Origin of the sequence: Streptomyces sp. NPDC047043, assembly GCF_040644055.1 — a bacterium.
Classification (GTDB): domain Bacteria; phylum Actinomycetota; class Actinomycetes; order Streptomycetales; family Streptomycetaceae; genus Streptomyces.
The window spans coordinates 78,396-93,245 of record NZ_JBEYVO010000047.1; the positions used below are offsets into that span (position 1 = coordinate 78,396).

Sequence of the window (14,850 nt, forward strand, 5' to 3'; positions counted from 1 at the left end):
TCGCTCGGTGCTGTCTGCCGTCCGCGGCAGGGAGGACTACCGGCTGGTGCTGGCCGGCGGCTATGCCAGGGCCTGGCCACCGACGCTCCTGCGGGTCGGACGATCCGCATCCTCGAGATCGTCCCGCGCATGTTCGCCACCGGCGCGGCAACCGGCGCGCTGGAACCCGTAGGTCATCATGCGGGCGCACCGTCGCATCGCACGGCACTGCGTGGCAAGGGCCGGGGTCGGTAGGCTCCGTGGATCGTTGGGATGGTGGGGGGATTTGACCTGTGGATACGGAGATTGCGACGGCGTTGATCGCTGCTGGTTCTGCTGTCGGGGGCAGTGCGGTGACCGGGGTGCTCACGTGGCTGGCTGCCAGGCGTCAGGCTGATGCGGCGTGGGCTGCGGGGCAGCGTCAGGCTGATGCGGCGTGGGCTGCGGGGAAGAGTCAGGCTGATGCGGCGTGGGCTGCGGGGCAGCGCCAGGCCGACGCTCAACTCGTTGTCACCCAGCAGACTCTTACCGAGCAGGCACGGGCCGTCGAGCGGGACGTACGTCGCACGGCCTACGTGGCGTTTCTCGGCAAAACCGAAGCCGCGGCACAGGCCCGAACCGCTCACCAGAACGCCCTTGGCGCTCCCGCTGCCACAACCCTGAGACAGGAGTATCTGGATGCCGTGAACGCCGTCCACGAAGCGCTGAACCTCGTGCGACTGGAAGGTCCTGACACAGTCGTCACGGCGGCGGAGGACCTCCACAACACGCTCGCACCACCTTCGACGTCGGCCCAGTACACGGCCGCCCGCAATGCTTTTCTCGCCAGCGCCCGCGCTGCTGTCACCGCGCCGTAGCAGCGGACTGCGGGTCCACGATCGCTGGGATCGAACCAGGCCAGACGGGAGGAGGTGCCGTCCACGCGGTCGCAGTGGACCCGTCGGCTTCCCATCCGTAGCGCCGTAGCTGTTCTGCTTCCTGTTCGCGGCTCCCTCGCTCAAGCACGTCAGTCGTCAGACGGAGACAGGGGCCCCACCCACGCACTGCGAGCTGCCACAGCCATGCGAGTGCTTCCTCATGGCGCTCTAGGGTCTCGTACCCCTCGACGGTGAGCCACAGGAGGTCAACGTCGCCGGCCTCGGTCGCACGGCGGAACCATTTCACGGCTTCTTTCAGGTCGCCCGCGTCCCTGAGCGCCTCGCCCGCGGCTCTGTAAGCACCGTACGTGTAGCTGGTGTCCCGCGCGCTTCGCTCCCACCACTGCAGAGCCAGGTCCAGCTCGCCGGCCTGGGCGTACAGTTCGGCGACCTCACGGGGCGCCTGGTCGTGTCCGCGCTCTGCCAGGCTCAGCGCCCACTCCAAGGCCTCGACTTCGCGGCCGGCGTCGCAGAGTCTTGTGATGGCGTAGCCCATGGCGCTGGGGTGGCCGCGCTCGGTCAGCCGGAACAGCCAGGTCAGTTTCTCGTCGAGCGGGGCGTTCCACCGTCGCAGGGGCTTGCCCAGAAAATGGGTGGTCGCCGCGTACGTGAGCCGCCACTGCGTCAGGTCTGCCTCGGTTTTGCCCTGGGAGGCCAGCAGTTCGGCTTCCCACTGGTCGATGGCCTGCAGGAAGCGGCGCTCGCCTCCCTCTACTGCGCGCTGGTACCACACGAGAGCCTCGGGCAGCTCGTTGCTCCTGGCGAGCGATCTGGCGTACTGGAGACAGACCCAGGCACTGGGATGCTTGGCGGCCGCCGCGCGCCGCCAGAAATCGGCGCCGTCGGCGTGGCGTCCGGCCTCCTCGAGCAGGCGAGCGGCGTCGGTCACCGCCTCGTCGTCAGCGTCCGCAGTGCTTTCCAGAAGGCCCTCCAGAACCTCGAGAGCCGCATCGTCTCGCCCGATGCGAAACAACTCCTGTACAGCCTGTGCGCCGGTAAATCCCGTGAGGTTTCGTCCGGCTTTGGCCAGCCACTCGACCGCCTTCTCCCCTTGCCCGCTGCTCAACAGCAATCTGCCGAGTCGGAGATGGGCGTCGCTGTCGTCCTCGTCCGAGGCCGACAACAGGGATATGGCCTCCTCGGGGCGGTTCAGCTCGACGAGCAGGTCGGCGGCTTTGCACCGATACCAGCGGTTGTCCGTACAGCGATCCCGATACCACGTCAGCACCGCGTCGGGACCCCCCGTCTCGCGGAGGTGGTCGACGAGTATCGCCTCGGCCTCGGGGTGCCCCTGTTCGGCGGCCCTGCGCCACCACATCATGGTCTTTGGATCGTCCGTCGGGCCCAGGCGCCGGATGAGGGTGCTCAGGTGGGTTCCTTGCGCTCTGTCCTTGGGGACGTTTTCCCACCACCAGGTCAGGATCGATTCGGCCTCTTCCGGTGTCCCAGAGGGTGCCGTCTCCACCACGCGACCCAAGGCATAGCCTTCGCCGTTCTCCGAGACACTGCGGATCCACCAGGGGCGTGCTTCCTCCTGCCGCCCGCAGGAATTCAAGAGGCTCGCCAGTTTCTCTGCGCCACCATCCGCCTCCGCGTAGAACCGCGCCGCTATGCGAAGGAGGCCGGGGGCCTCTGCCGATTCACCCAGGGCGAGAAAGCCGCTTCTGTCCCCGTGGGTGAGCAGTGCCTGCCACAGTGTGGCGGGCACCGGTTCGTCCTGCCGGGTGTGCCGGCCGTGCTGGTCGAGATAGTCAGCCAGTCGGTACTGGGGAAGAGCGCTGGGAGCGGCGAGACCAGGCGTGCGGCGGGCACGAGGACGCCTGCGGACCAGGGCTCCGCGCATTCCGGTGAGGGGTGCGGCGACGTAGGCCATACCCGCCTCAAGCCAGTCCTCCGCGAGAAGGCCCCATTCCTCGTCTGGCAGGTAACCCTCGGCGCCCTCCGCCAGGAGCCCATAGGACAGCGAGGGGCCGTGCCCCAGTCGCTGGGCGTCCATTGCCGCTTCGAGCAGGGCCTTCGCAGCCGGTGTGCCGTGCTGGTAACGGTCAAGCAGCGCGGGCGCACCGGCAAGGTCCTGCGCCAGACGGCCGCTGTCCACCGTGCGGGCAAGGGACTCGGCCAGGAGTCCGTCCCCCGCTTCGGCGAGCACGGAAGCGGCGGCCAGGGCCCGGGCGTCGAAGGCATCGGGGACGGTGACGGTACGCCCGGTGAGCAGTTCCCGGACCCGGCTGTGGGGATCAGGCTTGCCCGGCTCGGGCCGGGCAGCGTACTGGCGGGCGTATTCGGGCCACAGGGTGCCCAGCACAAGCACCGGACCACGCGCGGGTTCGATGAGCAACGCGTGCAACGCCGCGGCGATCTCCTCACCGGCCCGCTGGTCACCCAGGTAGTGCTGGCTTTCGTTCAGCCACACCACGGTCCGCGGACCCACCCGGTGCAACTCGTCCAGCGCGGCCGCCGCCCGGCTCGGGTCGAACGGATGCCACAACATCCAGCCTTTGTCGGCAAGCGGTTGCACAGCTTCCCAGCATGCTCTTGTCTTCCCTGTCGACGATGACCCGACCAGCACCACCATCCGGCTACCGCCGCGCAGGACGTCCTGCACGGTAGCGGCCAGGAGACGGTCGTGGTCCCGTGCCACGTAACCGGGTAGCTTCTGCGCGTCGCTGCCGCCGTGCACGCGAGGTGCGAATCCCGCCGGATGCACCTCCAGATCGTGGGGGTCCCATTCGGCGATCGGTCGGCCCCGCACCGGCTTCGCTTCTGGTGGAGGGGTGGCAGCCGCGCGCAGCAGGGCAAGGAGCTCATCGGTGGGGAGGCGCAACGCGCGGCCGAGAGCGGCGACGGTCTTCGCAGAGGGGGCTGGTCCGCCGACCTGGAAGGCCTGATGGACCGTGGTACGGCCCAGCCCAGCCCGGACTGCGAGTTGGGTCTTGTCCAGGCCGGCTCGGGCCAGCCCGTCGGCCAGCTGGGCACGTAGCGCCCCCAGTGCTGGATGCTCTCCGCCCCACTCGGCTGCATTGTGCACTTCTGTCCCCCGGCTTGGTGTGCGTTGGTGCCCATTGTCGCGACAAGGCTGGGCGGTGCACACCGCCTCGGCCAGGCTGGATTGGCCGTCCCCGCCGACTGCGCGAGTCGGCTCAGTCTTCGGTTGTTTCCTGCTGCGCCTCGGCCGGGGTGGATGGCGTGGGCTGGGGCGTGTCGGGGGTGGCGTAGTAGACGGAGCGTCCTTGCTTGGTGCGCTGGGCCTGGCCCTTGGCGACGAGGTTTTCGAGGGTGGTGCGTACGACGGTGTTCTTGATGCCGCGGTCGGGGTGGGCCTGGTCGAGGGCGGCGGTGATCTCGATGGTGGAGCGTGGTTCGCTCTGTTCGGCGAGGTGTTGGCGGATCAGTTCGATCAGCGAGGGCTGTGTCGTTGTTGAGGTTGCGGCGCGGATCTTCTTGGCCGGCTTGCGGGCTTGTTCCCGGCTGGGTGCAGCGGTGGTCTTCTTGGCCCGAGCGGTGGTGTGCGTGCGCGCGGCGGCTTTCTTGCGGGGAGTGGACACGGTGGCCTGCTCGGGCGCGGGGGGCTCGGCAGGCAGGGGGGTGATGCCGAGTGCCTGCTGCATGTTCGTCAGCACGGTGTGGTCGTGCTGCAGGGTGGCCAACTGCTGCTGCAGCGCGGTGATTTCTGCGCTGACGCGTTCCTGTTCTTTGAGGTTGCGCTCGAGGTCGTTGGTGACCTGGGCGGTGTACTGCGAGGTCAGTTCCGTGGAGGCGGTCGTTGTCTCGGACATGAAGTTGACCTTTCCTTGAGGGTGCCGCCGAAAGGCGGTGTGCGGCGGCCGCGGCGAGCCCGGGGGAGTGATGCGCGTGCGTGGTACGACGGCGCGGGATCACGGCACGGGATTTGGTGTGTGGAGATAGTACGGACCGGCGGAGCAGGTTGTTCCGCAGGCCAACCGCCTTTTCTCCCTCGCTGAACCGGCTACGGGGACAGTCTCATGCGCAGCGGAGGCGTGCCGACGGGCACGACCCAATCACCCCGATCGGGAGCATCCACGCGGTGCCGGAGGACCTGGCCGTGTGGCGGAGGAGCTGGTGCGCCGCCGATGGCTGCCCGAGACGCGACAATCGGCGGGAGTGGGCCGGCGCGAAGGAGGTCCGGGCGGCTGTCATCGACTTTCGCCGCAACGCCTTCGGACTTTCCCCGGCCGGGACCAGGATGGGGGAGGAGATCGCGGAGGGGGAGGGCGTGCAGCTGACCCTCGACACCCAGACCGACACGTACGAGCAGGCGATCGCGGCCGTGCAGGCCGCCTACGGGCTCAACACCGCCGCCGTGGCGGGCAGTTGGCCAGACGCTCCGGCGCATGAGCCCCGGCCGGACCCTGCGGACCTGAGCGGCGAGGATCTCCGGGAGGGCTGGACGGACCGGCCGCTGTTCGACACCGTCGCCGCCGTGATGCCCGGCGCCCGCGCCGTACTGCGCCGCGTGGTCGAAGTTGGCGGCACCGCCTCCGACGACGACATCCGCGAGCACTTCATCGCCCCCCTCCGAGACACCGATCCCGCAGGGGAACATCGGCGGGGCACTGACCAGCGTCCGCGCGGTCCGGCGCAGGATCGGACCGGACAACCGGACCAAGGTGCTCGAACTTGACGACCAGGTCCGCGTCTACCGGATCGAACACGCCCTCATGGGAGGCCTCAAGAGGGCCTTCGGCCTCGCCGACGTCCGCCCCGACCTTCTGCGCGCCAGGTGCCAGACGTTCCCTGAACGTCCGCGGGATCGAACCGATCATCCCTTCAAAAGAGCCGCACCCCCGGTGATAGGTCACAGGTGGGAGAAGTCGGCTGTGCAGCGGGAGAGCGGTCGTGATGATCGGGAGATGGCAGGACTCGGGGGGCGCCGCCAACGGCGCAACTGGCGGCTGATCGGGGCTGTGTGCGCCCTGCTGTTCGGGGTCAGCGCCGTGTACGCGGTGCGGCAGATCCTCCACGGCGGTCTGCAGCCGGCCGACACCGCCGGCCTGCTGGGTCTTCCGTTGGGCGTGGCCGGAGTCGTGGCCGCGGTCGTGGCGTTGCGCAAGCGGGTCGAGGGCAACGACGCCGAGCTCGCCCGCGGTTGGGCGGCGACGCTGGCTGGCCAGGTCGAGGCCGGGGAGAGCGTGGTGTGGCGGCAGCTGTTGGGTGATGACACCCGGCGTATCGACCTCGCCTACACCCTGCACCCGGCCGCGGTCCGCCCCGCTGCGGCCCCCGGGCGGCTGACCGCAGGCGGCCCGGGCCCGGTGACACTGCCGGACATCGTCACCTACTACCGTTCCACCCGGCCGCTGCGCCTGGTCGTCACCGGCGCCGCAGGGGCCGGCAAGACCGTACTGGCCCTGGAACTGCTGCTGGCCCTCATCGACGGCCGTGCCGAGGACGCCCCCGTCCCGGTGCGTATTCCACTGTCGCTGTGGGACACCGAACGCCAGTCCCTGCCCGAGTTCCTGCAGCAGCGGCTGGTCGATGCCTACGACTGGCCTCCGGACCTCGCCGCCGGTCTGGTCCACCACCGCATGGTGTTGCCGGTCCTGGACGGCCTGGACGAGATGGATCCCCTGGCCCCCGACGGTTCCCCCGACCCCGTCGCGCCCCGCGCCACCGCCGTCGTACGCGCGCTCAACGCCTACCAGCAGGGCCGCGACGCCGGGCCCCTCATCCTGACCTGCCGCACCCGGCACTACGACGCCCTTGCCGGGCACACTGAGGTCCTGGACGCCGCTCGCATCGCCGTCGCGCCCGTCGACACCGACAACGCCCGGGCCTACCTCACCGGCCGTGCCCTCGACGCGGCCCGCTGGCGGCCCCTGCTCGACCACCTGGCCGCCCACCCCAGCGGTCCGTTGGCGGCCGTGCTGTCCACCCCCTGGCGGCTCTGCCTGACCGCCACCGTCTACCACCACGACGGCGACCCCGCGGAACTCCTCGCCCTCCCCGACGATGACGCCCTGGACCGCCACCTCCTGGCCCGGTACATCCCCGCCGCCACCCGCATTGTCCCCAACCCCCGTGGTTACACGCCGCAGGACGTCCACCGCTGGCTCCACCACCTGACCACCCACCTTGACCCCACCGGCAGCCTCAACGCCACAACCCCCGCGGCCGCGGAGGCCACCGACGTCGTTCTGCACAACCTGTGGCCCCTCGCCGGACGCGCCCGCGTCCGCGCAGCCGACGCCCTCCTCACCGCCCTCGCCGTTCTCACCACCCTTCCCCTCGCCTGGACCGCCCCTCAGTGGCAAATAGGCCTGCTCGCCGCCATGATCGGCCTACTTGTCGTCGTGGCTGGAGTGGTCGCCACCACGACCGGGATCCCCAGGAGCCTGGGCAACCCGCTCAGAACTTCTCAAGGACGCAAAGACCTTGTGATCGGGCTCGCGCTCGGGCTCGCCTTCGGGCTTGTGGTCGGGCTCGCGCTCGGGCTTGTGGTCGGGCTCGCGCTCGGGCTCGCGTTCGGGCTCATGTTCGGGCTCACGGCCGGGCTCGCCCTCGGGCTCACGGTCGGGCTCGCGCAGCAACCGGGCGCAAGCCTCGGAGCCCGAGCCGTCATCAGGAGCGACGCCTTGGTCGGGCTTGCGCTCGGGCTCGCCTTCGGGCTTGCGATCGGGCTCACCTTCGGGCTCGCGTTCGGGCTCACGTTCGGGCGCGCGAGCGGGCTCATGACCGGGCTTGCGGTCGGGCTTGCGGCCGGGCTCATGGCCGGGCTCATGGCCGGTGCGCAGGCTTCGCGACGGTATGCGGTGTTCCTGCTCTGCTCGCGCCGCCGTCTGCCGTTCCGGCTCGGCCTGTTCCTGGACTGGGCCGTCACCGCAGGGCTCATGCGCTACAGCGGGCCCGCCTACCAGTACCGCCACCGCGAACTCCAGCACTGGCTACGCCAGCACCCCCAGCCCCCAACCACGCCCTGACGCAGTGCCTGACACTCACAGGACAAGTAATCCTGGACCGGGCATCTGTACGAGAAGACGTCCCCCACGACCCCCTGAACGGTGCCGTCATCGCCAAACATCACCGTCTCGACCTGAGAAAAGGAGGGTGCGAGACGGGGCGTTAGGGCCAGGGGGGTGTGGGGGTGCCGTCGGGGTCGAGGCCGTGGGGGAAGCGGGGGTGGGGGCTGTTGCGGCGGAAGTCGGCCCGTGGGATGTGGCCGGCGTCGATGGCCTGCCGGGCGAGAATGTCGGCGTCCTGGTGGCGTCCGGCGCGGCGGCGGACCGTGACCAGGTGCGAGAGGGCGTGCGCGGCGCCTGCGTCGGCGGCCTGCCAGGCGAGGGCTTCGGCCCCGGCCGGGTCGCCGGCCCGCTCCCGCAGCGCGGACAATGCCGTGAGCGCGGAGAGGTGGCCGGCGTCGGCGGCCCTAAGGTAGAGAGTCTCCGCGGTGTGGGTGTCGTCGGCTTTCTCCCGCAGCCGCGCCGCGGACAGCAGAGCCTGGCTGTGGCCGGCCTCGGCGGCCTGACGGTACAGCTCCTCGGCGCCGTCCGGGTCGCCGGCCTGTTGGCGCAGCCCGGCCAGCACGAGCAGGGCCTGGGTGTGGCCGGCCGCGACGGCCCGGTCGCACAGGGCCTCGGCACGGTCGTGGTGGCCTGCTTCGGTATACAGCCCGGTCACCAGTGTCACAGCGCGCAGGTGCCCGGCTGCGGCAGCCTGCAGGGCCAGGTCATCGGCGTCGTCCAGGTCGTGGGCCTCCTCACGCAGCACCGCGAGGCAGACCAGGGCATAGCTGTGGCCGGCCTCGACGGCCTGCCGGTACAGGGCCTGCGCGCCGGCCAAGTCCCCAGCGACCTCGCGCAGTTCAGCCAGCATGGCGAGCACATGGCCGTGGCCATGGCCGGCGGCGAGCCGGGCGATGGCCACGGCGTCCTCGCGCAGTCCACGCGTCTCACGCAGCGCGGCCAGCCGCTGCAGCGGCTGGCCGTGGCCGGCCTCGGCCGCCCGCAGGGCCAGCGTTTGCGCTCCGGCCCGGTCTCCGGCCTGTTCCCGCAGCACCGTGATCCGGGCCAGCGCCCTCACATGGCCGGCCGCGGCCGCCTGCCAGGCCAGGCCTTCGGCCATCTCAGGCTCGCCGGCCTGCTCGTGCACTTCCGCCAGCAGCGCCCAGGCCCGGGGGTGGCCGGCGTCGGCGGCCCGCCGGTACAGCGCCTTGGCTTCCGTCCAGTTGGCGGCCCGCGCGCACCGGGCCGCCCGGGCCAGCAGCGCCCGCACCTGGCCGGCTTCGGCGGCACGCCGGCCAAGGTGATCAGCCCACCGCAGGCGGTAGCGGGCCCGGGCCGCGCGGGCCAGGCCATCGAGGTCGTCCGGGCCGGAGAGGTGCTGCCCGGCAGCGTCCCAGAACGAGGCCGGCGGGCACAGCCTGCGGCGCGTGGCCCGGCCGTGCTGCTCCAGGTAGTCGGCGAGCTGGAAGAGGACCGGTGCGCCGTCTGCCAGGCCGTCGGCCGGTGCGGGGAGGGGGGAGCGGTGCCGCACACGGGGGACGATGCGGCGCAGCGGTGCCTGCTTGCCGTGCACCAGCCGGGTCAGTTCAGCAAACGCCGACTCCACCCAGCCCTCGCCGAGTTGGACGTAGTCGACGTCGTCGAGATAGTCCACGCACGCCTCGGCCAAGAAGAGCTGCGGCAGATGCACACCGACCCCCAGCCGTCGGGCATCCATCGCCGCGTTGAGGATGGCCGCGGCGGCCGGTGAGCCATGCCGGTAGCGGCGCAGCAGCTCGGGCGCCCCCGCCAGATCCTGGGTGATCCGCCCACTCGTGCCGGCCCGGGTGAGCGCATCGGCCAGCACCACATCACCCTCCTCGGCCAGTGCGGTAGCCGCGCGCAGCGCCTCCTCGTCGAAGGCCTCCGGCACCGACAGCATCCGCGCGGCGAGCAGTTCCCGCACCCGGCTGTGCGCATCCCCCTCGCCCGGCCGGGGCAGCGCCATGTACTGCTGGACGAGCTCCGGCCACAGCGTGGCCAAGATGAGAACCGGCCCTTGGCCGGCATCGGTCAACACACCATGGAGCGCAGCAGCGATCTGCTCACCCAGCAGGGGATCACCGAGGTAGTGCTGGGCCTCGTTCAGCCACACCACCGTGCACGGCGGCACCGTCTGCAGGCCGGCCAGCACCGCCTCGGCCCGACTCGGGGCGAAGGGATGCCACAACCACCACCCCCGCCGCGCCAACGGTTGGACCGCTTCCCAGCACGCCCGGGTCTTCCCGGTCGAGGACGAACCGACCAGCACCACCAGGTGACTGCGGCCCCGTGCCGCCTCGCGGACCACCTCGGCCAGCACCCGGTCATGATCGCGCACCACATAGCCGGGCAGCAGCGCCTCCCGGACACCCTGCCGGCCGGCACGGCGCGGTGGGGATCCGGCCGGGTGCACCTCCAGATCGAGCGGGCTGCACCGTGCGATCGGCTGCCCCAGACGCCCTGCGCCCAGCACATCGCGCCGCGCCGCGGCACGCTGTGTCTGCTCATCCGGCACCCGACTGGTCTCCCGCCACTGTCTTGTGTCCGCTCGTCATTCATCTTCGCCTGCTCACCGATCGTTTTCTGCGTCTTTGGCACGCAGAAAGACGCAAGGCGGGGTGCATCAGCGGGATCTTCGACACGGCCCTGCGCTCACGCACCCGCTGCACCGGCGACGGCCAGGGGACGCCACGCCCGCACGACACGAGGGCGCGCACGGCGGCCGTGTCAGAGAGGTCGCCGCTGCGGCTGACGGTTACGCGCTCCGGGTGGGGTCACGGGGCATGGGTTGCAGGCCGAGCTCGCCACGGATGGCGTTGAGGAAGTCCTGTTCGGCGTCCCACAGTTGCTGGAACACCCTGGAGGGCAGGTCCGCTGGGCTGCAGGTGGCGCGGGCGGCGGCGAGTTGGCGTGCGTGGGTGACCATCTCAACAGCCGTGCCGACCGTTGCGGGGCGGAGCGCGACCAGGCGCATGGCGGTGAATCCGGCCTCGAGTGTCTCCTTGTAGGGCCGTCCCGTCTCGTCGAAGAACGGCATCAAGCGACCCGGCGAGCGGGGATGGGGTGCCGCGGTGATGCGGGCGGTCGGCTCCACGACGAACGCCACGTACTTGCGGTGCGCTGCCAAGAAGTCGTTGTAAAACCGCAGCCGGACCTCGCGCCACTGCCGCTCATGCTCGCGCTGCGCCATGCGGTCGTGGTTGCGCATGGAAAGCCAGCCTCCCAGGACTACACCGCCCAGGGCGGAAAGACCTGCGACCAATGTTGCGATCATGCTTGTGCCCCCCTTCTCCCCTCACGCTGACCGCGGGCATGGGGGCGATTGCCTGCACACCCGCCCCACCACTCCTTCCCTTTCAACATCCCTGGATATGCGGCTGGTTGGGGCCGACGAGGCCCCTGTCGGCCAGTCATCGGCTAGACGAGCCCGCGCTTGCCGCCACCCCCTGTCTGCCGGCCGTGGTCCAGACGGCAGGAGGGCGCCGGGTTCAGGGTGGGGGCGCGTGGCGTGGGGGTGGGGGAGTGGTTCCCAGGTGGTGCCAGAGGGGGTGGGGGCCGCTCGCCCAGCTGGCGAGGAGGCGCCGGTCGACCAGATGCAGGCGCTGCTGGCTCGCGAAGGTGCGGGCGGGGGCGGTGATGCGGCCGTTGGTGACCAGGACGGCGATGTCGGCCCGGTGGACGGGGCGGGCGGTGCCGTTGAGGATCTGCAGATCCCGGGTGCCGACGGGGGCGCCGGCATCGCCGTGATGACGGTGTTTGCACTGGATGACCCAGCGCCGGCCGTAGGGGTCGGTCGCGGTGACGTCGGCGCCAAGGTCGCCGCTGCCGCCGACCCGCACGGCGTTACGGCAGCCGTCGCGGCGCAGCAGCGCCTGGACGGCGTGTTCGAACTCGCTGTGGTGCAGGGCGTCCAGCCGGGGCAGCGCGTAGCGCAGCTCCTGTGCCTGTAACGCCTGCCGCTGGACCTGCCGACGGCGCCGGTACACCCAACCGGCGCCGGCTGCGGCGGCGAGCGCCACACCTGGGAGGAGCACCCATCCGTGGGCCGCCAGCCAGACGGCCGCCTTCGTCGCCAGGGCGATGGTCGCGGCTGCCGCGGCCAGAATCGCGCACAGCGCTGCGTCGGACGGCCGTTGACGCCTGGTGGGGCGACGTCGCCGGGCGGGAGGCCGGCGTGTCACCATTCCTCGCCTGCCGGCCGGCAGGCGGCTGGCAGCGGTCGTGCTGTGCGAAGAGGCAACGGATCCATGGCTCCTCGGTGCACGGAAACGGCCGCGCTTTGCCGTGCTGTGGAGGTCCACGCGCCGGCGGTTAAGAGCCGTGTCTGGCGGCCTGTATCCGCGTTTGTGGGTGTGCTTCGGCGTACCGGTGTGCGGTGGGGACGCACACAGGGACGGGTTCGGGGCATGAGCTGGCTCCCCTCGTGGCGTGTGCCGCTGGAAGCGTTCATCGTGGCATCGGGCTCTGACAGTGGATCAGATCGTGACTGGCCGTCATCCAGGCCGGGGATGCTGAGGCATGGCGGTGCGAGTCCGGTCTGACAGCGGCTGGCGGCGTGCGCCAGGCAGGGAGCAAGTGGTGTGGCGGGTGCGTGGTGCGGCTGCTCGGGTGCTTCAGCTGTCCCGCTCGTAGCAGGCCCGTATACCTCTCGTTACCTGTTGTGATGGCGTGTATCGGCCATTTTTGGTGTATCTCCTATCTCATCGGCCGGGTGACTGCGACACTCCGTGACGGCGGCGGACGGTCCGCCGGCCAGAAGCCGTTTCGTTTCGGGGGTGTTGGCGTGGCGGGGCGTTCAGGGCAGTACTACCGGGCCGGGCATTGGGTGAACCGGTCTTCGGGCGGTTCGAAGAGCAAGCCGGGAAAGAAGTCCACGGCCATCGTGGTGGGTGGTCTGCTGGTGGTGGGTGCGTGGATGGGGCTGTTTTCCCATGGCTCGGATGCCCAGGGCACGACGGACCGGCCCTCTACGCCTGCCTCCTCGGCGTCGGCGGGCCGGTAACCGCGGCTTTGCCAGCCGGGTTTACGCTCTGCGTTTGCCGCGGCCCAGGCGTGCCCGCCACCCGCGGGTAGCGGGTTTGGTGCCGGTGGCTGTGGGGGCGGGGCGGGTCGCCGGCTCGGTGGCCCGCAGCCGTTGCCAGGCCGTCTTCCAGGCCTCGGCTTGCTCGGGCGGCAGACCGCAGGCCGTGAGGTAGATGGCGGTGGTCTTCCAGGTCCTGGGCAGGGTCGTGCGGTTGAGCAGCGCGCTGATGCTGCCCGCGGAGATGGGTGGGTCGGCGCGCTGGCTGAGCGCGCCGAGGGTGTGGCCGCTGACGGCCCTCACTTCGGCCAGAGCCTCCAGGAACGCGCGCGGCGTGTGGCACTGTTCGGGGTCGGGCCATGCGGTGCTGGCCGGGTCGGCGGGCCCGTTCGCCGGTGCCGGCCGGTAGGCGGGATTGCGGGCGAGGATGAGCCGTCCGGCGGTGTTGCGGACGCGTTTTTGCGGCCGCGGCAGCCCGCGTGCACTCAGCGCTGTGCGCAGGTGCCGGTAGACCAGGTCCAAGTCCAGGTCGCGGGCAGTGCCGGGAATACCGTCGCGCAGAAGGTGCAGCAGTTCCCCGGTGAACGCCGTATAGGTCGCGCCCGGCGGTGCCAGCGCGAGACCGTTGTCGGGGGCTGCCGCCAGCAGGTAACTGCCCTCGATCTCCGCCTGGTCGGCGAGCATCTCGTCACTGCTCATCGAGCCCAGCGCCCGCCCGCTCATACAGCAGTCGAGGATGATGACGAACCGCTGGGCCCGGGCGTCGGTGAGGATCTCGCGCAGCGCCTGATAGGTCACGCCGGTGTGACTGCGCCCGGCGACGGAGCGGGACAGCCCGAAGAAGAGCTCGCCGCGGCCATCGAGCAGTCCGTGGCCGGCGAAGTAGACCAGCAGCGTGTCCTCGGCCACCTCGGCGGCCTGCTGCACCGCGTCCAGCATCGCCGGGGTGCTGTCCGGCTCGGCCACCACGGTGCAGTTTCCGTCAGGAAGATTCCACGAGCCGTCACTGGTGAGCACGTCGGCCAGGGCGGGCAGATTGTTCGCCACCGCCGGCAGCGGTTCGAGATGCATGTAGCCGCTGACCCCGATGAGCACGGCCCGCGACGGCGCCGGATCGGGAAGCCCGCTCACGACGCGGGCCGTGGTGTGTCATCGCCCTGCTCCAGAGCGGCCACCAGCGCCCGTACTTCTTCCTCGCTGCCCTCGGCCAGGCTGATCTCCACCTCACCGCGCCGGATCACCACCTGCGGCGGCCTGGGCCGGGTCTGCCGCCAGGTGAGGACCGACAGCACGAACGACGCTGCGCTCCAGCCGTTTCCCGTCACCAGCTCCAGCACGTCGAACAGTTGCCCCATCGAGCCCGGCGCGGGCGTCTTCCCGCCCAGAGACACCGTTGCTGCGCGCGTCGCCGGCTCGTGGCGTAACCACCCCTGCAGCGAACGCAGTTCACTCTCCTGACGGCTGGACGGCACCTGTATCTGAAACTGCACCAGCTTCCCTCCCCGCTCCCCGTTGCCGGGCATCATCTCGCTGGATCCTGCCCAGCCGACAGGACTCGGGCACGCCATGGCAGGGAAGTGCCGTTTCGTGGCCGACAGGGGGAGGCGTGACGAGGATGTTCTTACAGGCCTCGCCATTTGCGGGTGAGACGGCCGATGTAGCGGCGGGGTCGGTAGGGGTCGTAGTCGGGGTGGGCGTCCAGTTGGCGCAGCAGGGTGAATTGGTGCGGTGCGCGTTGGCCATCGCGGATGGGGGCCCATTCGCCGGCGACGGGCCACTGGCCCAGTTGGCCTTGAATGCCGGGGCGCCATTGGTTCCAGGTGTCGTGTCCGACCCAGCCGAGTTGGCGTAGTTCGAGTTGGGTGCGGTTCCTTTCGAGGGATAGCTGAGCTGGGAAGACGCTGATTGACGTGTGGCGGTGCCGTCGTACTTCTACCGTGGCGAGGTGGAGGTG

11 protein-coding genes are annotated in these 14,850 nt (G+C 70.7%); 3 read left to right on the forward strand and 8 right to left on the reverse strand.

Features of this window, described 5'->3' with window-relative positions:
• The first annotated feature begins 272 nt into the window (after positions 1-272).
• Positions 273-836 (forward strand): hypothetical protein, encoded by a 564-nt coding sequence (locus ABZ880_RS48610; protein WP_361277486.1) that lies wholly within the window; start codon positions 273-275, stop codon positions 834-836.
• Here ABZ880_RS48610 and ABZ880_RS48615 read toward each other — a convergent pair.
• Positions 823-3,924: a tetratricopeptide repeat protein gene (locus ABZ880_RS48615; protein ID WP_361277487.1), complete on the reverse strand. Its 3,102-nt coding sequence runs from the start codon at positions 3,922-3,924 to the stop codon at positions 823-825. The genes ABZ880_RS48610 and ABZ880_RS48615 overlap by 14 nt on opposite strands.
• Positions 3,925-4,036: 112 nt before the next feature.
• Entirely contained in the window at positions 4,037-4,672 is a 636-nt protein-coding gene (locus ABZ880_RS48620; protein WP_361277488.1) for a hypothetical protein, read from the reverse strand.
• 269 nt (positions 4,673-4,941) lie between these two features.
• Between ABZ880_RS48620 and ABZ880_RS48625 the strand changes: the two genes are divergently transcribed.
• Both ABZ880_RS48625 and ABZ880_RS48630 read left to right on the forward strand, forming a co-directional pair.
• Complete coding sequence (locus ABZ880_RS48625) at positions 4,942-5,538, forward strand: hypothetical protein (protein WP_361277489.1); 597 nt, start codon at positions 4,942-4,944, stop codon at positions 5,536-5,538.
• A gap of 229 nt (positions 5,539-5,767) precedes the next feature.
• Positions 5,768-7,834: an NACHT domain-containing protein gene (locus ABZ880_RS48630; RefSeq protein WP_361277490.1), complete on the forward strand. Its 2,067-nt coding sequence runs from the start codon at positions 5,768-5,770 to the stop codon at positions 7,832-7,834.
• Positions 7,835-7,976: 142 nt separating this feature from the next.
• Here ABZ880_RS48630 and ABZ880_RS48635 read toward each other — a convergent pair whose 3' ends face one another.
• The 6 genes from ABZ880_RS48635 to ABZ880_RS48660 form a co-directional block, all read right to left on the reverse strand.
• Complete coding sequence (locus ABZ880_RS48635) at positions 7,977-10,391, reverse strand: hypothetical protein (RefSeq protein ID WP_361277491.1); 2,415 nt, start codon at positions 10,389-10,391, stop codon at positions 7,977-7,979.
• A gap of 240 nt (positions 10,392-10,631) precedes the next feature.
• Positions 10,632-11,084, reverse strand: a complete 453-nt coding sequence (locus tag ABZ880_RS48640; protein WP_361277492.1) for a hypothetical protein — start codon at positions 11,082-11,084, stop codon at positions 10,632-10,634.
• A 280-nt stretch (positions 11,085-11,364) separates the two neighbouring features.
• Positions 11,365-12,060: a restriction endonuclease gene (locus ABZ880_RS48645; protein WP_361277493.1), complete on the reverse strand. Its 696-nt coding sequence runs from the start codon at positions 12,058-12,060 to the stop codon at positions 11,365-11,367.
• 839 nt (positions 12,061-12,899) lie between these two features.
• Positions 12,900-14,027 carry a caspase family protein gene (locus tag ABZ880_RS48650; RefSeq protein WP_361277494.1) on the reverse strand — a complete coding sequence of 376 codons (1,128 nt, stop codon included), beginning with the start codon at positions 14,025-14,027 and terminating at the stop codon, positions 12,900-12,902.
• A complete protein-coding gene (locus tag ABZ880_RS48655) occupies positions 14,024-14,422 on the reverse strand; it encodes a hypothetical protein (RefSeq protein ID WP_361277495.1) in 399 nt (132 codons plus the stop codon). The genes ABZ880_RS48650 and ABZ880_RS48655 overlap by 4 nt, the downstream gene beginning before the upstream one ends.
• Positions 14,423-14,517: 95 nt before the next feature.
• Positions 14,518-14,850 (reverse strand): hypothetical protein (locus ABZ880_RS48660; RefSeq protein WP_361277496.1); only part of this gene is annotated, 333 nt, incomplete at its 5' end.